Annotated in this window: 22 protein-coding genes; 18 read left to right on the top strand and 4 right to left on the bottom strand. The window is 43.2% G+C overall.

The genetic code is table 11. The features are described from left to right. The first annotated feature begins 46 nt into the window (after positions 1–46). The 14 genes from AB4Z45_RS25250 (at position 47) to AB4Z45_RS25185 (ending at position 18546) form a co-directional block, all read left to right on the top strand. The gene (locus tag AB4Z45_RS25250; RefSeq protein WP_441912361.1) at positions 47–6682 is read left to right on the top strand and encodes a LamG-like jellyroll fold domain-containing protein; all 6636 of its coding nucleotides are present in this window, start codon (positions 47–49) and stop codon (positions 6680–6682) included. A 359-nt stretch (positions 6683–7041) separates the two neighbouring features. Next, positions 7042–7983 (top strand): aldo/keto reductase, encoded by a 942-nt coding sequence (locus AB4Z45_RS25245; protein WP_441912360.1) that lies wholly within the window; start codon positions 7042–7044, stop codon positions 7981–7983. Further along, entirely contained in the window at positions 7980–8735 is a 756-nt protein-coding gene (locus AB4Z45_RS25240) for a sugar phosphate isomerase/epimerase family protein (RefSeq protein ID WP_441912359.1), read from the top strand. The genes AB4Z45_RS25245 and AB4Z45_RS25240 overlap by 4 nt, the downstream gene beginning before the upstream one ends. 76 nt (positions 8736–8811) lie before the next feature. Further along, positions 8812–10677, top strand: coding sequence for a 3D-(3,5/4)-trihydroxycyclohexane-1,2-dione acylhydrolase (decyclizing) (gene iolD, locus AB4Z45_RS25235; RefSeq protein ID WP_441912358.1), 1866 nt, complete (start codon positions 8812–8814; stop codon positions 10675–10677). An 18-nt stretch (positions 10678–10695) separates the two neighbouring features. Continuing rightward, on the top strand, positions 10696–11691 hold the full coding sequence (gene iolC / locus AB4Z45_RS25230; RefSeq protein ID WP_441912377.1) for a 5-dehydro-2-deoxygluconokinase: 996 nt from the start codon (positions 10696–10698) through the stop codon (positions 11689–11691). Positions 11692–11709: 18 nt separating this feature from the next. Further along, on the top strand, positions 11710–13173 hold the full coding sequence (locus tag AB4Z45_RS25225) for a CoA-acylating methylmalonate-semialdehyde dehydrogenase (protein ID WP_441912357.1): 1464 nt from the start codon (positions 11710–11712) through the stop codon (positions 13171–13173). Between the two features lie 91 nt (positions 13174–13264). Beyond that, a complete protein-coding gene (iolB, locus tag AB4Z45_RS25220; protein ID WP_441912356.1) occupies positions 13265–14077 on the top strand; it encodes a 5-deoxy-glucuronate isomerase in 813 nt (270 codons plus the stop codon). Positions 14078–14236: 159 nt separating this feature from the next. Further along, positions 14237–14536 carry a heme biosynthesis protein HemY gene (locus AB4Z45_RS25215; RefSeq protein ID WP_076265580.1) on the top strand — a complete coding sequence of 100 codons (300 nt, stop codon included), beginning with the start codon at positions 14237–14239 and terminating at the stop codon, positions 14534–14536. 309 nt (positions 14537–14845) lie between these two features. After that, the gene (locus tag AB4Z45_RS25210) at positions 14846–15214 is read left to right on the top strand and encodes an iron chaperone (protein ID WP_441912355.1); all 369 of its coding nucleotides are present in this window, start codon (positions 14846–14848) and stop codon (positions 15212–15214) included. Between the two features lie 61 nt (positions 15215–15275). Further along, positions 15276–15494, top strand: a complete 219-nt coding sequence (locus AB4Z45_RS25205) for a ChbG/HpnK family deacetylase (protein WP_441912354.1) — start codon at positions 15276–15278, stop codon at positions 15492–15494. A gap of 385 nt (positions 15495–15879) precedes the next feature. Then, the gene (locus AB4Z45_RS25200) at positions 15880–16062 is read left to right on the top strand and encodes a DUF2524 domain-containing protein (protein ID WP_441912353.1); all 183 of its coding nucleotides are present in this window, start codon (positions 15880–15882) and stop codon (positions 16060–16062) included. A 224-nt stretch (positions 16063–16286) separates the two neighbouring features. Further along, positions 16287–16472: a GH116 family glycosyl-hydrolase gene (locus AB4Z45_RS25195; protein WP_441912352.1), complete on the top strand. Its 186-nt coding sequence runs from the start codon at positions 16287–16289 to the stop codon at positions 16470–16472. Between the two features lie 599 nt (positions 16473–17071). Then, a complete protein-coding gene (locus AB4Z45_RS25190; protein WP_441912351.1) occupies positions 17072–17506 on the top strand; it encodes a hypothetical protein in 435 nt (144 codons plus the stop codon). Positions 17507–17766: 260 nt separating this feature from the next. After that, positions 17767–18546, top strand: a complete 780-nt coding sequence (locus tag AB4Z45_RS25185) for a class I SAM-dependent methyltransferase (protein ID WP_441912350.1) — start codon at positions 17767–17769, stop codon at positions 18544–18546. A gap of 131 nt (positions 18547–18677) precedes the next feature. On the opposite strand, the gene AB4Z45_RS25180 is transcribed toward AB4Z45_RS25185, so the two are convergent. After that, positions 18678–19592 (bottom strand): poly(ethylene terephthalate) hydrolase family protein, encoded by a 915-nt coding sequence (locus AB4Z45_RS25180; RefSeq protein WP_441912349.1) that lies wholly within the window; start codon positions 19590–19592, stop codon positions 18678–18680. Between the two features lie 194 nt (positions 19593–19786). Between AB4Z45_RS25180 and AB4Z45_RS25175 the strand changes: the two genes are divergently transcribed. Next, positions 19787–20317, top strand: coding sequence for a DinB family protein (locus tag AB4Z45_RS25175; protein ID WP_441912348.1), 531 nt, complete (start codon positions 19787–19789; stop codon positions 20315–20317). 101 nt (positions 20318–20418) lie between these two features. Here AB4Z45_RS25175 and AB4Z45_RS25170 read toward each other — a convergent pair whose 3' ends face one another. Then, positions 20419–20607 carry a hypothetical protein gene (locus AB4Z45_RS25170; RefSeq protein WP_430058443.1) on the bottom strand — a complete coding sequence of 63 codons (189 nt, stop codon included), beginning with the start codon at positions 20605–20607 and terminating at the stop codon, positions 20419–20421. A gap of 48 nt (positions 20608–20655) precedes the next feature. Next, positions 20656–21294: a cell wall hydrolase gene (locus AB4Z45_RS25165; RefSeq protein ID WP_441912347.1), complete on the bottom strand. Its 639-nt coding sequence runs from the start codon at positions 21292–21294 to the stop codon at positions 20656–20658. Between the two features lie 176 nt (positions 21295–21470). Here AB4Z45_RS25165 and AB4Z45_RS25160 point away from each other — a divergent pair, with 176 nt between their 5' ends. Continuing rightward, positions 21471–21773, top strand: a complete 303-nt coding sequence (locus tag AB4Z45_RS25160; RefSeq protein ID WP_441912346.1) for a hypothetical protein — start codon at positions 21471–21473, stop codon at positions 21771–21773. 13 nt (positions 21774–21786) lie between these two features. Next, a complete protein-coding gene (locus AB4Z45_RS25155) occupies positions 21787–22245 on the top strand; it encodes a type II toxin-antitoxin system VapC family toxin (RefSeq protein WP_441912345.1) in 459 nt (152 codons plus the stop codon). Positions 22246–22372: 127 nt separating this feature from the next. Here AB4Z45_RS25155 and AB4Z45_RS25150 read toward each other — a convergent pair whose 3' ends face one another. After that, complete coding sequence (locus AB4Z45_RS25150) at positions 22373–23395, bottom strand: LacI family DNA-binding transcriptional regulator (protein WP_441912344.1); 1023 nt, start codon at positions 23393–23395, stop codon at positions 22373–22375. A gap of 337 nt (positions 23396–23732) precedes the next feature. Between AB4Z45_RS25150 and AB4Z45_RS25145 the strand changes: the two genes are divergently transcribed. Next, complete coding sequence (locus AB4Z45_RS25145) at positions 23733–25067, top strand: DUF4832 domain-containing protein (protein WP_441912343.1); 1335 nt, start codon at positions 23733–23735, stop codon at positions 25065–25067.

The following is a 25067-nucleotide window of genomic DNA, read 5'->3' as shown; positions in this document are numbered from 1 at the left end:
GAGCGTTGAATTTATTATTCTATCAAATGAATGTAGGAGGTTATTTATGTTGCTTATGAGAAATAAAAGATTGGTTAGCATGATTTTGGTTATGAGTTTGTGGATCAGCTGTATCAGTATCAGTTTTCCTCATGCTATTGCTTATGCTGATGATAGCAGTCAACCTACGACGATTTCCGGTTTAATTGGTGAATGGAAATTTGATGAAGTGTCAAAGGATGGCATATCTCCGGACACGTTGAAGCGGAATAATGCTATCCTTACCGATGCTGCAATAGGAAGCGGCAAGGTAGGAAAAGCCTTATTGTTAAATGGTTATCTTAGTTACGCCACTATACCGAATCAGAATTTGATAAATACAGGCAGCGATTTCTCCATGAGCCTGCTTGTCCATTTCAATTCAAACTATACAAACAGAGACGTTGTCATTGTTCAGCAGCAAGGTGAGGGCGGAGAAACGCTGTTATCACGCAGAGCAGATGGTAGATTACAATCCTCTCTAGGCGGAAAAACGACGATCGGAGAAACCGTAATTGAGTCTAAAAAGTGGTACCATGTTGCCCTTAGCAGAGAGGGTGACCGGGTTAAGCTATATGTCAACGGTGCGTTCGAAACAGCTTCGGACGATACGTTATTAGTATCGAATTATGGTGATTTTCGGATTGGAGCTGACCGAGAGCCGGAAGTGACAAATGCGTGGCCGGGGCTCATCGACGAATTCAAAATTTATGACAAGGCTCTGACAGATGAGGAAATGAAACAGGTTCCGGGTTTTAATTGGCCTATTATTTCGTTAAACGGTCATTCGGAATTGAGTTTATCTTTGAACGATACCTATGTGGAGAGCGGAGCACAAGCATCCGATTTAATGGACGGAGATATTACGGCCGATATTCAAACGACTGGTCTTGTCGATACGAGTAAAGGCGGCATCTACAAAGTGAACTATACGGTATCTAACCAAGCAGGAGATTCGGTTACCAAAGTGAGGACTGTAACTGTTATTCCACCAAAAACGTTATCTCGCGCTAGCAGAGTTTTGATTGATAAAGGGCTGCAAATGCAGACGTGGATGACAACGGATCAATCAGGTCGGAAATACGCTAGTGCAGAGGAATGGAAAAACAGTCATTTTACTACGGCTACCTATTACGAATATCCGGGCTATAACCAAACGTTCCATAACCAGGTGCCAGAAGCACAATGGTCGTTTGTAAAAGGGGCATTCGGAGATGGCTTGGGAGGCGGTCCGAAAGAAAAAGATATGACGGGATTTCTGAGTGATGCGCAAAAAGCTAATGTAGATAAGCTGATTACGATATCATTTGGAGATGAAGAAAACTACAACAAAGAGATCTTAAAAACCTTTACGGATTGGTTCAAGCTAAGCCACAGACTTTATCCGGATGTCCTCGCTCACAGCAACCAACAATCGCGTCAATGGCAAAGGGACGATTATGAAACGTACATTCGTACGGCCGAACCTGACCTGCTCACTTTCGACGATTATTTATTCTCAACGAGAGGCTCGGACAACAATCTATTTACAACAATCGTCAATAACATTAATGACCAAAGAACGATTGCACTTAAGGGCTATGACGGAACCGGGCAAAGTCCGATCGCTTTCGGGCAATATTTGCTTGGCTTCAAGACAGGTGAGATTCCTGCAGATGTAGGTCCATATATTATAACTGAATCTCAAATATACGGCGTTCCGTTCGCCACATTGACGATGGGCGGCAAATGGCTCAGCATGTTCCGCTGGGAGTATGACAGCAACGCTTTCTTGTTTTTTGACAAGGACGGTAAACCTACAAAGCAATATGAGCAATATGCCGAAATGGCAAGGCAAATAAACAACCTTGGACCGCATCTCGTACGGCTCAATAGCACAGATGTCTCTATTTTGCCGGGGCAACATAAGGATTCAAACGGAAGAATCGTTAAAAACCTAACGCCTAGAGAAACACCAATATTCGATAAGAATACTCAGCTAAAGCATCCTTATTTAAGGAGCGTTGTTTCGAAAAACTCCAGCGTTCAAGGTGGACTTAATGGCGATGTAATGCTTGGTTTTTTTGAACCTCTGCCAGATACAGAGTCGTTTTTCAACTCCACAGACATGGAATATTTTATGGTCATGAATGGACTGACCTCAGGTAACGGTAAAACGGTGGAGCAGCACGGAGAGGGTGCAGAGACGGAACAGACGATAACGGTGCAATTAAATCTAGCAAAATACAATAAGGATGCGATTAAGAGAGTAAGTAGACTTACAGGAGATCTGGAACCTGTTGAATTGACGCCAATTGGCGGAAACCTCTATCAACTAGAAGTCGTCCTTAACGGGGGAGCAGCGGATTTATTCCAATTGGATAAAACAAAAGTAAATCTTGACTACATTGCTGCGAATGCTATAAGCCTGCCTGAGACACTTACAATGGATGCAGGAGAAACGGAGGCAATAGAAGCGGTTGTTTTACCAGCAGGAGCGACCGAGAAGAGTGTAGATTGGTACACATCGAATGAGCAGATCGCGACAGTAGACAGCAATGGAAAAGTAACTGCGATTGCTGGAGGGAAAGCAGTTATTACGGCAATTAGTGTTGATGGCAACAAAAAGGCATCCACTAGCATCACGGTTACTAGTGACGTTGTTCTTGTAACTGGCATTAAGGTTTCCCCCTCAACCGGAACGCTCTATACGAATGAAACGATGAAGTTGACTGCTGAGATCTTACCAAGCAATGCAACGAACAAAACATATGAATGGTTCAGCAGCAACGCTGATGTAGCTGCCGTGGATCAGAGCGGTAAGGTATTTGCGAAATTACCGGGCTCGGCTGAGATTTCGGCCAGAACATTAGACGGACGATTTGTCGCTAAAAGTACAATAACGGTGCTGGATGCAAACAGCGAAGCATCATTGTCGGAGTTAGTGATTAGTGGAGGAAAAGAGAACATTGTCTTTAATAGCGAAATATACGAATATACAACAAGGGTTAATACAAAAGTAGATGCCATTACGATTCAACCACGGCTGAAAAACAAAAAAGGCACGATGACAGTTAACGATGTTCCTGTCGTCAGCGGACAGAAGATTACAGCGAAGCTGCCGATGGGCAATAGCAAGATCGTATTCGTTACCAAAGCAGCGGATGGCATGACAACAAAAACCTATACGCTAACGGTAAAACGAAACAAAAATGTAGCGCTTGAAGCTACGGTTGTAAGTGCGACATATTTGAATAAAGATGGAGAGCCAGCTAACTTAATTAGAAACGATTACGATAACTCAAGTGAGCATTCGCCGCTCAAGTTTGCTGACGGGGATGAGGAGACGTATTTCCAAAGTACTGCTATTACAAACCTGAACCCAAAAGGTGAGTTTAATCCTGCGCATCGGATTATGCTGCAATGGGACGACGATAATCTTCAAGATTTTAATAAACTAGTTCTTGTCGTCAATAATGCACAGCAGCAAGGTATAACCGTCATCGATACTGAAACTTCTGTAAATGGCACCACATGGCAGGAGCTTAATGCTAAAGCCTATAAACCGACATGGCAGACAGACAGTCCAGACATTTACGAGAGTGTAACCATTGATCTTCCCAATTATAAGGAATATTACGGTGAAGGTTATAAGGGGTTGAAAGGCATTTATTTGCTCCTATGGGCAGCGAATTTAAATACCGATCATAAATATGCGATCAGCGAGTTTGAGCTGTACAATGAGCAGGATGCAATGGAGTCTGTTGAACTGACTTTAGGTGAAATACCTGGCACTGATCCTGAGAATTCCGTAATTGCTGATTGGGTATTTTCCGAAGCAAATGTGCAGCCCGGAACATCTATCGAAGCAGGCAATTTGGTTATAAAAGATAGGAGCGGCATGGGTAATGATCTTAAAATGGCCGTTGCTGGAACTCCGGGAGACAATAGGCTGTCATTTACTGAAGACGGTGCTCTTGATTTTGCAAATGAAAAAAAAGATGGCCAATATTTGACGACAGTAGCAGGCGCACCAATCAATAGGGAAAGCTTCGATAAAGGTTTTACGATTGAAGCAGAATTTAAGCTTGGCTCCAGTATTAATAACTGGATGGGAATTTTGACCCGTCAAGGGAATAACACTTTTGATCCAGGGGAACAGGAGCCGCTATCAACGCTCTCCATTTCAAGCATTCGCGAAGTTCAATGGGCAAGCACGCATGGGAACTCGAGCTCGAACGAGATCCAATCGAACTGGTCGAACTCACTTTCGGCTATTAAAGCATGGGCGCAGTCAGATGATTACACGCATGTTGCGATCGTGAATGATGGCTCGAAGACGCGCTTATTCCTAAATGGTATAGAATCCATTCGCAATCCTGAAACGGACGAAATCATAAATGGGATTGCGGCCGAAGCGGGCATGAGGTGGAATGTCGGAGCTTATGAGTGGGATAGAGCGCCAAGCAGTCTCTTTTTAGGGAAAATCAAACATATCAGGGTCTCTAGTAAAGCATTGGAGAAGGACCAATTCATTAAAACGGAGTTTAATTATAAGGTAAATTATGGGACTAATAATGATCTTCCGATGTTTGCACAAGATACATATACGTTTGCGATCATTCCAGATCCACAGTATGTGGTGCAATCCAAACCGGAAATTCTTGAGAAGCAGCTACAGTTTATTGCAGATAATTATGTTAGCAAGAATATTGCGATGACTGTAAATGTTGGCGACACGACACAAAGCAGTGCAGCCAAGGAATGGGCTTCTGCCGATAAGGCCTATAAGATTTTAGATCAAGCTAATGTGCCTTATATTGTTACTCGCGGCAATCACGATTTGAATGGTTCTGGTTATATCGATACGATGGGTCCCAAAAGATTTTCTGGTACGGAACATTTCAAGGGTGCTTCCCCCTCGGGATTAAGCACCTACTCGATCATTACAGCCGGCAGCTATAAGTATATGTTCCTTGCGGTAGACTCAGTGGGGAACAATTCGAGTAATACAAAAGAAAGAGACTGGGCAAAAACGGTGCTTAATGAGAACCCGAAAATGCCAACCGTCATCTTCTCGCATAATATTATGACGATCGATGGCAACGGCCAAGTAAGCGAAGGCGGTCAGGGCAGCTTATTCTGGAGAGACCTTGTCGAGAATTATGATCAAGTATTCATGATGGTAGGCGGACATATTAGCGGTGCTGGTCTGAATGTGAAGAAGAAGGCTAATGGAAATGAAGTCTTGCAGGTGTTAACTGATTATCAATCGGATATCGCTGGCGGCAACGGTTGGACAACTTTTTTTGAATTTGATGAAAAGTCAAAGGAGATTCGTGTGAAGACGTTCTCGCCATATGTTGATAGCATTCCGGTAGGGGAGCGTTCATATCTGGACACGAAATTTCTGATTGGTCCCGGAGATATGTACAACATTCCATTTGATTTCAGCACCAGATTTCGTTTTGTAAAAAATGATGCCGTTGATGTCGTCACTCCCGACGTGACAAACGACAAAGGTTCAATTAATTTAGTGCCTAAAGTTGATGCTAGAACGGGAGAAGCAAGGGCCGTGGTTGAAGAGCGAGACTGGAACAAAGCGCTTAGCACATCTTCAGCTGATGACGATGGCGTGAAAACGGTTAAAGTCGAGGTGCAGAAAGCGGATAAAGCAAAAGCATATGTCATTGAACTTCCGAAAGCAGCACTTCATTCCGATCTAGCGACGCATTTGATCGAGATAACGACTGCAATTGGAACAATAACGGTACCTGCCAATATGCTAAACGAACAGGATTTGTCCGGAGCGAAGTCGGTTGCGCTAATTATTGCGAGCGTAGATAAAACAGCGCTTGATCCAGCTTTACAGGAGCAGGATGGCGATAGGCCAATTATTGAGGTTGATGTGTATATCGATGGAGCTAAGGTTGCTTGGAGCAATCCACAGGCTCGAGTGAAAATTTCAGTTCCGTATACACCATCAGATGCCGAGTTAGCCGATTCGGAGCATATTGTAGCAGGGTACATTAATAACATTGGCAAAGCGATTATAGTACCGAACAGCAAATATGAGCCAATTACAAAAACGGTTGCTTTTACGACAACTCATTTCAGCAAATATGCGATCATGTTTGTTCATAAAACATTCGATGATCTCGAGAACGTGAAATGGGCTAAAAGGCAAATCGAAGTGCTGGCATCCAAAGGAATTATTAATGGCACGTCTGCAACAAAATACAATCCTTCAACCACAATAACAAGGGCGGACTTTATCGTCCTGCTTGTTAAGGCGCTTGAATTAACAGCTCCAATCGATACGAATTTCGATGACGTCAGTTTTTCTTCCTATTATTATAATGAAGTGATGATCGCCAAAAAGCTTGGCATCACTAACGGCAGCGGAGACAATAAATTTAATCCGCTTCAACCGATCACGAGGCAGGACGCGTTCGTTCTACTCCATAAATCGATGAAGGCTGCCGGTATGAAGCTGAACGAAGGCACGTCAGCTGGGCTGGATCGTTTTAACGACAAAGCAAAAGTTGCGAGCTATGCGATGGAAAGCTTGACGGCGTTGATTGAAAATGGAATTGTCAAAGGAAATGGGAATTACATTCTTCCGCTGGCTCCACTATCAAGAGCAGAATCAGCTGTAATCTTGTATAACATGATCAATAAATAATGAATGGGGGAGTGCCGCTCTAGCTCAACAGGGCGGCTATTCCTTTTTTGCAATGACTGAATATGCACGATTCTTAATGTTAAATGAAAGGGTTTTCAACATTTTTGGTTTAGTTGAGAAAAGTAATTTTTAGAGGCTATTGTAAAACGGGGTAGAATCTATTATACTGACTTCAATTGCCGTATGGTAGCGATTCCAGAAAATCAGTTCGCTCATTTCTGGTATCGCTACCATACAGATTGTTGAACAAAATAGATGAGCTATTAAAGAAGTTTTGTTGGAGACATTATCGAACTTCGATTGATGTAATTATTGAAAGAGGAAGAACAGAATAACTGCAGCATGAAAGGAGTGTTCATATGGAAATGATGGAGATGCAAGGTGTGAACAAGCCGATGTCCCGGTTGATTATGGGAACGGGAGACCTGAGAGTATTGGACGATGCAAAACGGTTGATGCTTGATGCTTACATTGAAGCAGGCGGCAATATGTTTGATACTGCCCATCAGTACAGAGGGAAAGAGAAGATTTTGGGACAATGGCTGGCGGAGAAGAAGATCAGGGAAAAAGTAGTCATTATGAACAAAGGCGCTCACCACGATGACGGGAGTCCAGGCCCACGGGTGAACCCGCAAGCCATCCGAAAGGATCTGGACGAAAGCTTGGAGAGGCTGGGAACAGCTTATATCGATCTATACGCGCTTCATAGAGATGATCCGACCGTCGAGGTTGGGCCGATCATGGAAGTGCTGAATGAGCAGCTTGAAACGAAGAAGATTCGCGCGATTGGCGCATCGAATTGGTCGCATCAGCGCATACAGGAAGCGAACGAATACGCGGCGGCGCATCAGCTAGTAGGTTTTACGTTTAGCAGTACGAACCTGAGTCTTGCTAAAGCGAAAGAGCCGAGGTGGGAGGGCTGTGTGTCTGCTGATGAGGAAACCTGCAATTGGCATGAGCGTAACAAACTGCCGCTATTGTCATGGTCTTCGCAGGCAGGCGGATTTTTCTCAGGCCATTTTACGCCAGACAATCTCTCTGATTCGGAAATGGTGAGAGTGTATTACAACGACAACAACTGGGAGCGATACCGACGAGCGGTGAAGCTAGCGGAGCTGAAGCAGGTAACGCCGATTCAAATCTCATTATCTTATGTTCTTCATCAACCTTTCCCAACATGTGCAATCATCGGACCTCGAAATCTTGATGAGCTTCATGATTCGGTTATGGCTATGAATCTACCATTAACTGCTGGGGAAGTCGAATGGCTGGATTTGAAAACGGAGGAGATTGCGGAATGATCAAACACCAATTGGCGGCTCAGCTCTACACTTTAAGAAACGAAGTAAAGAAGGATTTTCCAGCTGTTTTGAAGCAATTGAGTGAAATGGGATGGGCGGCCGTTCAAATTGACGGGCTGCACGGATATGAAGCACGAGAAATCGCTGCGGTGATGAAGGAACTCGGATTACGTACCGCTGGCATGCATGTAGGGCTGGAACGAATGAAGTTTGATTTAGATGCTGTGCTGGAAGAGGCTAACTTATTCGATACGAAAGACTTTATCTGTCACTCCCTGCCGGATGGGCTGCAAAACCCAGAAGGGTATGCAAGCGTGAAGAAAGACTTGCTTGAAGTGGCTGCTAAAGTTAAGGGCACGAAATATCGCGTTGGCTATCATAATCATGATTTTGAATTTCATACATCCATAGATGGTAAATTTGCACTGGAGTACTTGCTTGATGATCCAGCCATTTACGCTGAGATTGATACGTACTGGGTTCGCAAAGCTGGCCAAGATCCTCTGTCCTTCATCCAGAACTACGCGAATCGTATGCCGATTCTTCATTTGAAGGACATGACTGCTGACAGCAGAGAGACTTTTGCTGAGATCGGATCAGGAGTTATCGATTTTTCTCCAATCCTGCAATGGGGATTGCGAAGCGGTGTTGAGTGGTTTGCGGTAGAGCAGGATTATTGCACAGGAAGTCCGTTGGACAGTCTGGCTGCTAGCCTGGAATACTTATTGAAATTGGAAAAAACGCTCGTTTAACTATGAAGCCCGCATCTGAATAACCGGAACAGCGGGCTTTTCCTTATCCAATCTATAATGAATCGAGGTTTTGCTGATGAAAACGATTCGCTTGACTATGGCGCAGGCTTTGCTGCGATTTCTGGATCAACAGTATTTGTCTGTAGACGGAGAAGAGATAAAGTTCGTTCGTGGTGTTATGGGCATCTTCGGACATGGTAACGTCACAGGGATCGGAGAAGCTCTTGAGCGAGAAACTACAGAGTTATTGTTTGTCCAAGGGAAGAACGAACAAGGTATGGTTCACGCGGCTACAGCTTACGCCAAACAGAAGAACCGCCGTCAGATTTTTGCCTGCACGACTTCAATCGGCCCAGGAGCACTTAATATGATGACTGGAGCCGCAACGGCAACGGTTAACCGCATACCTGTGCTGCTGCTGCCAGGCGATAACTTTGCATCCCGCCAGCCTGACCCCGTACTGCAGCAATTGGAGGTTCCGAGTGACTACTCCATATCGGCAAACGATCCGTTCAAGGCAGTCAGCAAGTTTTGGGATCGCATCGTCCGCCCGGAACAGCTGATGTCGTCGCTTCTACAGGCGATGCGCGTGCTGACTGATCCAGTTGACACCGGAGCGGTTACGCTAGCGCTGCCGCAGGACGTTCAAACAGAGGCTTATGATTATCCAGCGCGTTTCTTTGAGAAGCGAATCCATTTCCTGCAGCGCCGTCCAGCGGAACAGGATGCCATTTTACGTGCCGCAAATTTGATCATGCGCAAGAAGAAACCTTTAATCATCGCAGGGGGAGGCGTTCACTACGCGGATGCGACGAAAGAGCTTCTTGCTTTTGCAGAAGCATTTGGCATTCCAATAGCTGAGACGCAGTCGGGCAAAAGCGCGGTGCCGTGGAATCATCCGCTTAGCCTCGGCGGAGTTGGTACAACCGGCACGCTGGCAGCGAATCGGATAGCTGCCGAAGCAGACTTGATCATCGGAGTCGGTACACGATTTTCTGATTTCACGACGGCATCCAAATCGGCTTTTCGCAATTCCGATGCTGCATTTCTGAACGTGAATGTTAGTTCATTTGATGCGGTTAAGATGGAAGCGGATTCGATCACAGCAGACGCAAAGTTGGCGATTGTCGCACTGCAGATGGAATTAACGAATCGCGGATTCAAATCCAGCTATGCTGACGGTTATATCCATGATTTGAAAGCGGAGTGGGACAGTGAAGTTGATCGTCTCTACGCCTTGGAGAGCGCCAATGGGTTAACCCAGACTAGAGCTCTCGGTATCATTAATGGATTCATTGAATCGAAGGATGTTGTCGTTGGCGCCGCTGGAAGCCTTCCAGGCGATCTGCACCGTGTCTGGCGTGTAACTGAACCGAACACTTATCACTTGGAATATGGTTTTTCCTGCATGGGGTATGAGATAAGCGGTGCTTTTGGCGTCGCGCTTGCGGAACCGGATCGTGAAGTGTATGCGTTAGTTGGTGATGGAAGCTACCTCATGCTGCACTCTGAGCTGATTACGGCAATACAAGAGGGCGTGAAGCTGACCATTTTACTATTTGATAACAACGGGTTTCAATGCATTCATAACTTGCAGCGCGGTCACGGCAGCGACGGCTTCGGCAATGAATTCCGCTTCCGATCCAAAGAGACGGGAAGGTTAGATGGACCGTTTATGCCGATTGATTTCTCTTTGCTTGCCCGCGGCTTAGGCGCTGCCTCATATAAAGCTACCTCGGCGAAAGAACTGGAGCAAGCGCTGCATGACGCGAAAGCGGAACAAGGACCTGTGCTGGTGGAAATTAAGGTGCTTCCGGGAACGAATACGGATGGTTATGACTCATGGTGGAATGTCGGCGTACCTGAGGTGTCTGTGAGTGACAAAGTGCGGAAGGCGCATGAGCAGATGCAGCAAAACATCGGTGCGGCGCGCCCTTATTAATTGGGAAGAAGGGATATGATGGATACGATTACTTTTGCGGGTGATAAGGATTTGGATTTTGTAGCAATCGGCCGCCTATGCATTGATTTGAATGCCAATGAAATCAATCGTCCTATGGAAGAAACGATGACTTTCACCAAGTATGTGGGCGGTTCACCGGCCAACATCTGCATCGGTATGTCGCGATTAGGCATGAAAACAGCGTTTATCGGCAAGGTTGCTGATGATCAGATGGGCCGATTCATTGATCAATACCTGCGTAATAATGGCATAGACACTTCAGGTGTCACAACGGATCGAACTGGAGCGGTTACCGGACTTGCTTTTACAGAGATCAAAAGCCCAGAGGATTGCAGCATACTGATGTACCGCAGCAATGTGGCAGATTTGTTGCTCGCGCCTGAAGAAGTTGACGAATCGTTAATCAAACGAAGCAAGGTACTTCTCGTATCCGGTACGGCGCTGGCACAGAGTCCATCCCGCGAGGCGGTGCTTCTTGCACTTCGTTACGCACGTAAACACGGAACGAAGGTGATATTCGATATCGATTATCGGCCATATTCGTGGGCATCTCCTGAGGAAACGGCCATTTATTATCATTTGGCAGCGGAAAAGAGCGATATTATTATTGGGACGCGCGAGGAATTCGATATGCTGGAGCGGTTCGACGGCAACACCGAACGCAGTGACGAAGTAACTGCGGCGCAATGGTTCGGTTACCACGCCGAGATCGTCGTCATCAAGCACGGCAAAGAAGGATCGATTGCTTATGGCAAAAAAGGCAGCTCACAGCGGGGTTCTATTTTCCCGGCTAAGGTTATCAAGACATTCGGAGCCGGCGACTCGTATGCAGCAGGATTTATCTATGGACTTATGCAGGGATGGGATGTCAGCCGCAGTATGACATTCGGCAGCGCGTCAGCTTCCATTGTTATTTCCAGTCATAGCTGTTCGGACGCCATGCCGACAGTGGGGCAGATTGAACAATATATGCTTTCTTCCAAACAAGCGTAACTGGAGAGGAGAACGACAATGATGACCCAAATGCAAGCACTTATACCTTTATCGAATTTTATTGGAGGCGAATGGATCGCCTCGACTTCAGGCAAGACAGAAGCTGTGTTTAATCCAGCAACCGAAGAAATTTTGGCTTACGTTCCGCTGTCGTCTAAGGATGAAGTTGATCTAGCTGTCCGAAATGCGAAAGAAGCGTTTAAAACATGGAGTAAAACGCCGGTACCACGCCGTGCTCGAATTCTTTTCAAATACCAACAACTGTTAGTTGAACATTGGGAAGAGCTCGCTCAGATCATTACCTTGGAGAACGGAAAAAACTATCAAGATGCTCACGGGGAAGTCATGCGCGGCATTGAATGTGTTGAATTCGCTGCAGGGGCGCCAACGCTCATGATGGGAAAACAACTTCCAGACATCGCTACAAATGTGGAGTCGGGTATGTTCCGATATCCGATTGGGGTTGTGGGCGGAATTACACCGTTTAACTTCCCAATGATGGTACCCTGCTGGATGTTCCCGCTTGCAATTGCTTGCGGCAATACGTTTGTCCTGAAGCCCTCAGAGCGGACGCCGCTTCTTGCGAATCGTCTGGTGGAGCTGTTTAAGGAAGCGGGTTTGCCGGATGGCGTGCTGAATCTTGTACATGGCTCACACGATGTCGTAAATGGTCTGATTGAACACCCGGACGTCATTGCGATTTCGTTTGTTGGCTCTCAGCCCGTCGCGGAATATGTGTATAAAACCGCAACTGCGCAAGGGAAACGTGTTCAGGCGCTTGGCGGCGCTAAGAACCATACCATCGTCATGCCGGATGCTGATATGGACGGAGCGGTGACTCAAATCATCAACGCGGCATTTGGCTCTGCGGGCGAGCGCTGTATGGCATGCGCTGTCGTCGTTTCCGTTGGGAAAGCGTCCGAATCGTTGATTGATAAATTGGTCGCGGCAGCTGATAAGCTAATCATTGGTAATGGCATGGATAAAGATGTCTTTCTAGGGCCGGTCATCCGCGGTCCGCACAAGGAACGTACGCTGGGCTATATTGCGACAGGCACAGAAGAGGGAGCGGTATTGCTCCGTGATGGACGTACGGATGCGGCATCAAATGGCGAAGGGTATTTCGTCGGCCCGACAATTTTTGATCATGTGACGAGTGAGATGAAAATTTGGAAGGACGAAATATTTGCTCCCGTGCTGTCGATTGTCCGCGTGGATACGCTGGAAGAGGCGATTGAACTTGCCAATCGTTCAGAACTAGCAAATGGAGCGTGCATTTTCACTCAAAATGGCAGTCATGTTCGTCAATTCCGTGAAACGATCGACGCTGGTATGCTGGGCGTAAATTTGGGTGTACCTGCCCCAATGGCATTTTTCCCTTTCTCTGGCTGGAAGAAATCGTTCTACGGTGACTTGCATGCTAACGGTTCAGACGGTGTCGAGTTTTTTACGAGGAAAAAAATGGTCACTTCCCGCTGGTAAGCGGCTCGTTGACAGGAGGATCTGTTGATTCTGATCCTCCTGTTAAAATGCATGGACAATGGATCAAAATACCCGAAGGGAGGCATTTGAAATGAGTGAACTAATTGTAAAACCGAACCAAACTCCGGATCAGGAAGGTAATACCCTTCGGATTACTCCAGAAGCTGCAGGGTGGGAATATGTTGGTTTTGAAGTGTTTACGCTAGATGCCGGACAATCACTTAGCCGTCTGACAGAGGAGCGGGAAGCTTGCGTTGTCCTGCTTAGAGGAAAAGCTGACGTTTCCACAGAGAAGTCAGAATGGAAGAGCATCGGCCGCCGGATGAATGTTTTTGAGAAAATTCCTCCTTATTCCGTGTATGTTCCATCTGAGGATAAGTTCACGATTACCGCATTAACAGACCTGAAAATTGCTGTATGCTGGGCTCCAGGCAGCGGTACTCACGCAGCAAGATTGATCGAACCTGGTCATGTTGGGGTTGAGAATCGTGGCGAGGGCAGTACACAGCGGCTCGTTCATAATATTTTGCCAGAAACCGCAGATGCAGACAGTCTGCTCGTCGTAGAAGTGTTTACGCCTGCCGGTCATTGGTCAAGTTTTCCTCCTCATAAGCATGACCGTGATTTTTTGCCTGAGGAATCGCTGCTGGAAGAAACCTATTATTATCAAGTTCAGCCAGAGCAAGGATTTGCAGTACAGCGTGTGTATACAGACGATCGTTCGTTGGACGAGACGTTGACTGTAGGCAACGGTGAAGTTGTACTTGTACCTAAAGGCTACCATCCTGTATCAGCTCCTCCAGGTTATGATGTATATTATTTGAACGTAATGGCGGGGCCAGTTCGTATTTGGAAGTTTTATAACGATCCGGATCACGCTTGGCTGATGCCGAAGCCACGATAAGATATATAACGAGGATTAAAATGCTACAATTGAAAGAGAGCAATGCCATTTGTAATGATGGCATTGCTCTCTTTTTAATTTCGATTACTCAAAACTTGACATCCCATTCTGTAACTAATATTATTACAGTAAGTCGAAAAAGAATAGAGGACATAAAGCATGAAATGCAAAATTAATCGAAATGCAGCAACCGTTTTAAAAAAGATGTTGAGCAGTAATGAATCAGAAGGGAAGATGATTCGTGTTTTTATAACTCAGAATCATGGAGATCATGGTCATTATGATATAAAGCTGGATACACCTACTGAACATGATGAAATTGTAAAAACAGACAAAGACATTGAAATTGTATTAGATAAACGTGAACCGCTATTAGACGGGGTTTGGATTCAATATTTTTATGTGCCGGAAGAAGGTTTCTTCATAACGAACCCTTCTACAGGTTTTCTTGAAAAATAAGGTTTAAAATATTGATGGTCAACAGGGAGGATGCAAATTTGCATCCTCTTTAAGCATTTATAGAGAGTACATGACAGGATAATGATATTGTCCGATTGCTTGAAACCCTATAGATGGACAAAGTCCGGTAATGGAGTTCTGACGACTGCATAAACCGAATATGCAGGATAGTGTAACTTCTTCGCGAATATTTCAAGTATGGAAAATATACGAAATTATTATAAAATCAATTAAATAATCATTATGGAATTAATGAATGAGGTTGAAGGACTTCTCTGAAAGATAAAATTATTATTAGGAGGACACAACATGGAAGTTTTTGAACAATATTTAGCAACTATCTTTAACCCGCAGCATCGGGAGCGAACAGAAGAGGTTTTGACTTGGGTAACAAAGAAATTTCCGAATTTAATGCCAAAAATCGCCTGGAAGCAGCCTATGTTTACCGATCACGACACTTATATTATTGGCTTTAGCGTAGCCAAACAACATATGGCTGTTGCTCCTGAAAAAGCAGGCATTAATCGTTTTTCTGAGGAGATTGTGCAAGCAGGTTATGACAACACCAAGGAGTTGATACGTATCCCGTGGGCTAGTCCGGTCGATTTCTTATTACTTGAGAAAATAATCGAATTTAATATTTTGGATAAGGCAGACTGTTCGACCTTTTGGCGATAATATAAATATTATACCCAATTGAATTAATTCGTTATTCAAGAACATAAGGGCGTAGGCACAGATGTGCTTATGTCCTTATTCTTGTTTCAACTGGATTATTGAAGGAACAAATGAGGCCATTCTGGCATTATTTCAACAGGCTGCCATTACCTCAACATCAATCATGATTCCTTGTCCAGCGGCTAAAAAAGCTGTAAACAATGGAGATTTTCAGACTATCGAGTACGCAGGAATTCATCTGACATTATCAAGTGTGTCAAGAGTTTCAACTCCCCTTTAATTTGCCTAAAAGAATATTAATGCAACCGTTTTTAAATGAAGAGCAATGGGAGACGTTTTCGGAGTGAAGACGCAATTTATAACAATGGTCGAAAACATAAAGCCTGGTATCACTCAGGTAACAGTTCATCCCTCTATAATTACTGAAGAATTGATACGATTAACAAGCTGTTGCTTGGAAAGGGAAAATTGAATTTCGCTAACTCTGTGATTTAGATATTTTGCAGCTTTTCAAACAGGAAAACATCAAACTCATTTCATGGAAAGACATCCGTGACCTACAAAACTGCAACTAACGGGGAGAGAACGTTCTGAAGGATATGAATAAATTAATCGATATCCACCATAATATTCAAGTACACAGACCATCGATTGGAGGATAGAACATGCTTGATAACCTTGAGAGTAATTATAATTGTGCAAATGCGGGAGATGATCTGCATCAACTCAAGCAGGAGCTCGAATCGCTTCGTAAACAGCAAGGAGAAGACAAAGAATCACAAGAAACGATCAATCGACTTGAAAATCAAATCTCGTTCATATTAAACAAATGTGATATTAATCATTAGTCTGAATTTGAATAAACGATGAATCCCCTTCTTTACCCGAATGAGGGGTGAAGTAGGGGATTCGTTTTTTCAAGCGCGTAATCAATATGCTCTTAAACAACGGCAGTTTAGGACTTTATGTTCTCGTCCGCTGCCCCGATTATAAGTTCCTTTTGAAGTAACCGGGATTGACCCCGGTTAGCATGTCATTCGCGGATGTCGATTTCTCGGGACGCGTTTAATTATTGGCCTTTAACCCACACATACCGCTCCAAGAAGATGACTCGAGCCTTCCCGCGGCGTTCTTCAAGTGGGAAATTGAAAATACGGATCATGAACCGATTGTTTATACGTTATGTCTCTCGGCTGGCAACCCCATTCCGACGGAAAGGGAACAGACACGTACAGCATTGAAATCGTTAGAGATTTAAACCTCGTAGTAGAGCGTCCTTATGGATGATGGGATTAAAAGGGCTATGGCTCTTTGTACACTCCCATCGTACTGAGGCGCTTTTTTTTTATGCAAAGCTGATCATTAATGCTCTACAGGAATTCTAGCTGGTAATGATACATGAATGAACAGGGGCTTCCATATGGTAGCCCTTCGTTGAACGAATTGACATGTTAGCTAAATACATATGGTTCAATTTAAGGTATAATGTGGTACAAAATAACTTTGTCGTCTTTTCAATCTTAGTTAGAGTATTGGAGGGGAGCAGTTATCAATAAGAAAAGTTGGATTGCCTTATCATTTATCTGTGTACTCTTAGGACTGTCAGCTTGGTTGACTGATATTTTATTTGAGCATATGTACAAATTGTGGTTGCTCACCTTTCTAATAAATCCTATAGGATTTTTATTTGGGCTGCTTGGAAGAAGTAAATGGGGAATGATCTCCAATGCACTAATGACCATCAGTGTATTTATTTTTATGTTTATTGGATACTTAATTGCTGCCCTTTTTGGAGGACAGCCGTGAAATTAAAGTGATCAATTTGAACCGATTGATTTGTAAAAAGGGAGGTATTGTATGAGGAGAAAGCATTTCATTTTCTTTATTTTGATCACTTCATTATTATTTCCAGGCAATTTATCAGCAACTTCATGGGCAAATGAATTTGTTGTTTGGCATGGTTATGTTTATGTAATAAGTGATGAGTATGTAACAGATATACATAAAAAGATTGGGCATGTCACTGTATATTCAGATATGGAAACCTATACTGGCAATTACTCTAACTCATATAAGAAGGGGACTAAGTATTATTCAATCAAAGGTATTAGTACAGATGAAGCGATCGCAGTTCAACAAAAAGATGGGAAGTTTATAAAAGCAAACCGAGATGGTAAATTCAAAGGAGAGAATACTGATTACTCAGGTTTAGTGAGAAATGTGATCATTATTTCACTATTAGCCATTTTGGTGATTTTTCTCGTTAGAAACAGATATAAGAAGCGGATTTAACTCGTATAGGCGCTCTAGTATGTAGATTGTAGAAGTCAAATACGGGATTATAAAGGAAAGAAACGCAAATGCCAACCAGATGTTCTTGGTTGGCATTTGTTTTTCTACGAGCACATTACAGAAAATAGAGCTGCTTTTGGGACGGAAAAGCAGCATTTACAACCTCAGGAACTTATGATAAATTGAAAGTAGTTTCACATTATGAAATGGTGTTTCATACAATGAAACGGAATACTCATTTTATAAAAGGAGGAGCAGCAATGGGAGAATCAATAAAAGATCAAGTACAGAAGCAATTTGGAAAAAATGCTGCAAAATATGTAACAAGCAGCCGCCATGCCAAAGGCGAAGATTTGGCTTTTCTTGTTTCGTCATCCCAAGCCAACAAGGAGATGGAAGTACTTGACGTTGCAACAGGAGGCGGGCATGTGGCCAATGCGCTTGCACCGCTGGTCCGCCATGTAATTGCTTATGATCTGACAGAACAGATGTTAGAGAAGGCTTCGAAATTTATTCATGGTAATGGACATTCCAACGTCGACTTCGTACAGGGGGATGCCGAGCTGCTCCCATTTGCCGATGCATCCTTTGACTTGGTAGCTTGCCGAATTGCAGCGCATCATTTTCCGAATGTGCCTGCTTTCGCTTCAGAAGCATTCCGCGTCATTAAGCCGGGCGGCAAGCTGCTTCTAATTGACAATGTTGCTCCTGAGAATGAAACGTTTGATGAATTTTACAATCAGGTTGAAAAGCAAAGGGACCCTAGCCATGTTCGTGCTTGGAAAAAGTCTGAATGGATTAACCTGCTGGAGAATAGCGGGTTTCGCCTTGAAATAATGGTTTGTTTCCCCAAACCGTTTAAATTCCAAGATTGGTGTGAACGGTCCGATCTTCCAGAAGCGGAGCAGGCTTTACTTGAGACAAAACTGCTGCAAACCCCAAAGGAGATGAAAGATTTTTTCTCTATCCAAACTGATGAATCTGGCAGACTTACCTCATTTAACGGAGAATCTGTATATATTCAAGCGATCCGTTCATAAATATTTCTTAAGTAAACGTGCCCATGTAAATAGAAAAGGGCTGCTCTCAAGTCAAGTAGTTTTAACTACGATTTGAGGCAGCCTTTTTATTTGAACGGTGTTTGAACGCACATACGCTATGAAAGCTATTATTACTGCATGTTTGCTGAATAAACATCTTTCCAGCGTTTGTTCGTTAAAATTTCAGCATCTTTGCCCATAAAGGCGGACATTGCCTGTGAATCATCCATTAACTGATATCTCATCCATGCGGTCAGATATCCTCTATGTTGTCCGCCATCTTGTTCAATCGCCGTATGTGCCGCCCCTTTTGCCATCGCCATCATTGCCGGAATATGTGGATTTGCCTTACTAATCTCTACTTTGTTGGAGGATGAAGGGGAGATAATAAAATCACGCGTTCCACTCATCACAAAAAAAGGTACCTTTAAAGCGGATGTGTCATAAACATCCTCTGGATCACAATATTTCAGCTTCGGGAGCGCAATTGAGACAACCGTCTTGATGAGATCGCCATGTTCAAAGTAGGTGTGCGCGTTAATTACACCTGTGGAGCCTTGAGAATGGCCTGCAGCGCCTATTTGATCTTTTTGAATTCGTTGAAAGAACGGGCTGCCTGGCATATCGTTTTGTGCTAACATATAATCAATTGACGCAACAATTTCTTTTCCCGTCCCAGTTGTTGTGCTAAAAGTATCAATAACTACAAATCCCCAACTAGCTAAATGGTTAAAAAGCTCATCGTATTGCTCAGGCAGCGCTCCTGTTCCGTTGCCCCAAGCAATGAGAGGATGCATCGATCCTTGTGATTTTGGGGAGTAGACTTTATACAGCTTTTCACCATGTTCGTCTAAGATCTCTCGCGTCTCTACATCGTATTCTCCAGATGACGCATATTTCTCTTCCACACTGCCTATCTCAAAAGCAGCAGAAACGGAGTTCACCAGCAGAAAGGACACTGTAGAGAAAGCTAAAATCATAATTAAAACAATGCCGGTCGTCCATAATAGCCATTTGCTTCTGAGAACTCTCTTAATTTGCGGCATACAATCTCCTCTCGCTATGACTAACGTGTACGTTATCCGAAATGTCAGGGTATAATGCCGGATGATCATGATGATGAGCCTTATTCGTTTTCATAGTTGTTTAGTAGTTTTATTATACTCTATGCTTATCGGCAATGTTAATTTTCACATTAAACGGTTCGCAGTTCATATTAAGCTAGGGAGGAGGAACTAGAATGCTTTACGATTTAAAAGGTGAAGCGAATATGACACCTATTGTGGGAATGTTATTTTCCGCTGTAAAAGAGAATAACCAACGGTTGCAATTTATTACTGGCGGCATGTCACAAGAAGAATTAGATTTTAAGGGACCTGATCACAATTTTAATAGTACTGCTCAGTTAATCAAACACATCATGTATGTTGATCTAAATTGGGTTTATAGATTAAAGGGACAACCACTTCCTCAGTCATTAAAGGAATTATATGGCCCCATGATAGATGAAAATAATAGACTTCCGATGGTCAAAGGGATACCTTTGAACACACTAATGACCAAATATGATGATGTATTAAAAATGTTAAATGATTCATGTGCACAATTAACAGATGCTGATTTAGACAAAGTTGTTGCTTTTGGACATGAAAATGAAAAGCATGCAACGATACGTTGGGGCTTATGGCATATGGCTGACCATAGCCGCTATCATCAAGCTCATATTAATTTGCTTAGAAAGTGGTATGGTGACGATTCGCTGTCTAAATAAGAGGAGAAGCACAGCTATCATTATTTGTGCGCTGTAAAGATAAAGAAGAGCAAACGCTGCTGCAGCGCTTGCTCTTCTTATTGATGTAGCCTTACATTGCATTAATCAATTTTATCAAGAGATCGGTTTTTGGCGATATCCAAAACAAAATCCCCTAAATCATCATAACTCATTTGATTTAATTTCTCTTTGAGAGCTTCCGAAATCGTCTCTTTTTCAAATATTCCTTTAATAATATCAATGACCAATTCAACCCTAGCCTGATGCCTTTCCTTCGTATCCATGCGCATTCCTATATTCTCCTGTTCTCGATAGGCGTTCTTCATTATCGGCAAAACCTAAAGTGTAAACTGATGACTGCCTATTTTCTTAGTGGCTGTACGCGTCTTGAACCAAGCCGAATTGGTAATTATCGGATTAAAGAAGAACAACGCATTGCCAGTGGGATCATTCCCTTTTACAGCAGCTTTAGCGGCTTTGAATGCCGTTTGGTTCGGAATAAGCCAGTACTGTCCGTCCTTTACGGCAGAGAACGCATTGGGCTCCATAATGACTTCTTTTACTGTGTTGGGGAATTTTGAAGACTGAAGTCGATTCATGACAACTGCCCCAACCGCCACTTGGCCTTTATACTCTTCTCCTCTAGCCTCGGCATAGATGACACGTGCGAGCATGGAAAGTTCCTTTTTGTTGACCGACAATTTTTTGAGCTTCGCCCATGTTTTTGGACCTACAACGCCGTCACCTTGGAGACCGTTCTTTTTTTGAAAGACTTGAACCGCAGTGCGGGTAGCCTTTCCAAAACTGTTATCGATGGGCAAATTGTAATAACCCATTGTTTGAAGCCGAAACTGCAGATCTGTAATGTCCTGTCCCTTGCTGCCAAGTTTCAACACGGGTGAAGCATCAACTTTGTGATTTGATACGGCTGCGGTAACTAGTACGAGTAGGACAAAAAGAGTCAAAAATCTGTTCATGATGAATAAATCCCTCCTGATGCGAATGATAGGTAATGATTGGATGGCATTGAGCGTTTATTCTAGCACAGCATGAATAGGATAATCTTGTTAAGATTTTCTCATTTACATGCCCCCCTGAAATCAATAAAACGCGACGAAACCTTATAAAAGCAATACATAAGGAGTGAATAACGATGGTGAATAATTACAAACGCTTCATTCAAAATCAATTCGAAAAAGCGAAGTCTACCGCTTCCGAGCTTATTTCTTCAAGAAGTGAAGAAGAAGAAAAAGCTATTATAGAACTCAATCCACAACATTATGTTGAGCTGAAAGTAATCGCCGATAAGCAGAATACGACCGTGCAAGCGATTATTGATGGCATCATAGTCCAATACTTGGCAAGCGCTCCATACGAAATAGCCCCCATTACAATGGGCCAGAAGGAAGATAACCCGCTTTTGTATTTGGATGGTATTTGCAAATTAGAGGATTAAGGAGTGCTGACAGTTGGATAACCACTTAAATGTACAAGATACTATATTTTTGGATGAAACAGCTTTTGCTGCATTGATGAACCCAGAGGACCCTCATTATGTGAAAGCTCGTTCCTTGTTTTTGGATTTGCATGATCTTGAACGTAATTATGTAACGACCAACTCAATTTTATTTGATCTTAACGAATGGCTTCGCAATGAATACAGCTATCAGCAGGCGGAATATTTTCTAAATGCAATTGATAAGGCTGTCAGTAAAGGCAAGCTCGCGGTCATCTCCAGCGGCCCTGAATTTGAGGGGGAATCGCGCAGATTACTTATCGACAGGCCTGAGCTCCGATTCTCTCTCAGCGAAGCATTAACCGCTGTGACTATGTCCTATTATCAGGTAAAACGTATCTTTACTTTCAATCACAATTACATGATGCTAGCCAATTTGGATAAGGATATACGGATCATTCCGTCCAAATAATAAGCATTTAAATAAATACAGCCATATTGGCATGCATCGTATTAGACTTTTTTAGTATTGATGCAGACGCCAAAAAGCAGCTCTTCCTCGTTAGAGGAGGGGCTGCTTTTGTTCTTTCTAATGTGAATTAAGTAGAGCTGCGAACGACCAAATGTGTAGGTAAAATAACCTTCTTCGGCAGCAGGCTATTCCCATTCATTCGTTCTAATAATAAGTCAACGGCGACCATCCCAATTTCCTCGGTCGGCACATCAATGGTTGATAGAGGAGGATTGGAGTATTTGGATACTTCAATGTTGGATAGGCCGATAACAGCGACTTCGTCAGGCACAGAGATCCCGTTGTTATATAAGCTGTTAAGGGTTGCCATAGCCATCAAATCACTGGCTGCAAAGAAGGCGGTAGGCAAGTTGTTTGTTTGGCATAGATGATTGACTTTATCGATACAGACAACCTCATCCCACATGCAATCAATAAGCCATTCGGGATTAACACTCATTCCAGCAGCATGCATGGTGGAATAGTACCCTTGATAGCGCCGGCTCTCTTTTAAGTTGCTTTTTAAGCCGCTTCCACCTATATAGCCAATATTCGTATGTCCTTTTTCAATAAGATGGCTCACGGCTAAAGAAGCAACATTGTAATGGTCATAACCTACATTATCAATATCCCAGCGTTCTGTATCGATGCCAACAATATGAGGTACCTGCTTGCGAACATATTCATATGTTTCGCTATTTAAGGATTCCATTAGGATAAGACCTGTAATCGATTCACTAAACGTGTTAAACAATATCTTCTTATCATCTAATTCAGGACCTGTTCGAATAAAGGCAATATTATAACCTGATTGAAGCAATCTCTTTTCTACACCGGATAATATAGACATGAAATACGGATCGTTATACTTGTTTTTTGTCACACTTAAAACGCACCCTATTTTGACTTGAGCTTTGTTTGCCGAATGATCCTTCGTTGCTGCTTGATGCTTGGGGCTATCAGTAATTTTATAGTTAAGCTGTGTAACGGCCTGCCAGACTCTATCTCGTGTTTCATCTGTGATTTTATACTTCGTATCATGATTTAAAACTCTAGATACGGTAGCCGTGGACACATTCGCTAATTTAGCAACATCCCTAATCGTACTCATAGCTATGCATAGTCTCCTTTTGAAAATGCTAATGATCGTTATGTTACGTTGTGATTCATCATTAGCGCTTTTATGTTTTGTTGCGTGAAAATTACGTTCATACCGATTTATCTGTATGTATGCCTACTAAACTATATAGTAACATACGAATGATGCGTAGTCTCACATTAAATTTTATTTGAGAACAATGTAATTTCCTCTTGCAGGATTGGTTAGAAATGTTATAATTGCACCATAAGATTACTAAACAAACCTCATATATAACGTAACACACAACGTAACAAAAAAGCAAATGTTGTTTATTTAAAGAGAATACCTAGTGAGGAGATGATGAGACATGAATAAAGCGATGACCGTGTACCCGGTAATCGTGGATAGCTTACTAAGCAATCCTGGCATTGGTTTTATTTCAGCACCTGGTTTAATGGATGACATCGGTGATGTGTTTGACAATAGAGGGGAAAAGAAAGAAAAATATAAATTTACGCAAGACAGCAGGACATACAATCATCCGGACAGCAAAGTCTATTTCTGCAGTGCTCGCTGGAGGGATATAGAAATTGCAAAAGGTGTTTTCAGGTGGGAAGTGCTTGAGGAAAAGCTGGAGTATGCCAAATCCATGGGATGTACTGCGGTGGTACGTTGTTCGCCATATGCACTAAGTGAAGAAGATGATATACCGGAATGGTTTCGAGCGGAAAGTCCGGAGGAGCCCGATTTTCCTTTTTGGAGAGTAGATCCTGAGACAACGAGGTATGTGGAGTATTGGTCTGATTTTATAAAAGCTTTTGCAAAGAAGTATGACGGGCATCCCGTTATAAGCTCTATTGATTTGACGATTGTAGGAGCATGGGGGGAAGGCGGGGGCACGGAATTTTTAGAGCCAGAGGCCATTCAATGTATTACAGATGCTTATTTGGATGGTTTTAAAATTACACCTTTGCAAGCGCTGTTACATGATCCGCTTTCAATGAAGATCATAACGGATCGTAAAGCCAAAGTAGGCTTTCGTGTCGATTGTCTAGGCGATATGGGCGGTTTTCATGGTAAACGATGGTCTCATATGACCGACTTCTACCCTCAGAATATACAGAACTTTAAAATGGAAAATGCTTGGGAGAAAGCTCCGATTTTATTTGAAGCATGCTGGCATATGAATGACTGGTATATTCAGGGCTGGGATATTGATTACATTATTCAAGAAACGCTCAAATGGCATATCTCTTCCTTCAATAACAAAGGGACAATCGTGCCGGAGCCTTGGAAAGATCATGTGAAGCAGTGGTTAAACAAGATGGGCTACCGCTTTGAATTAAGAAAGTTCACTTATGATGCTGAAGTTGAGGCAGGCGGGAATCTAGTTGTTGCTGCTTTGTGGGCTAATGTCGGGGTTGCACCAATTTATAATCGCTATCCGCTTGTTTTGAAGCTAACAAGCAATAAACAGACTTATACACTTTATAGCAGAGAAGATATAAGAGAATGGCTGCCGGATGAAGATATTGTTTGGGAAGAGAGTTTCTCGATTCCGAGCGATGTGCCAGCAGGAGAGTATCGTTTAGAAATTGGCATAGAAACAGGTGTGCAAGAGATTGGAAATGTTAAGCTGGCGATTGAAGGAAATAAGGAAGGCTATTATGAGATGGGAAAACTTTTAATAAAAGGGGATTAG

Origin of the sequence: Paenibacillus sp. MCAF9 (genome assembly GCF_052114265.1) — a bacterium.
Classification (GTDB): Bacteria; Bacillota; Bacilli; order Paenibacillales; family Paenibacillaceae; genus Pristimantibacillus.
The sequence above is the reverse complement of the archived record's forward strand: the minus strand, read 5'-3'. Positions and strand labels throughout refer to the sequence as shown.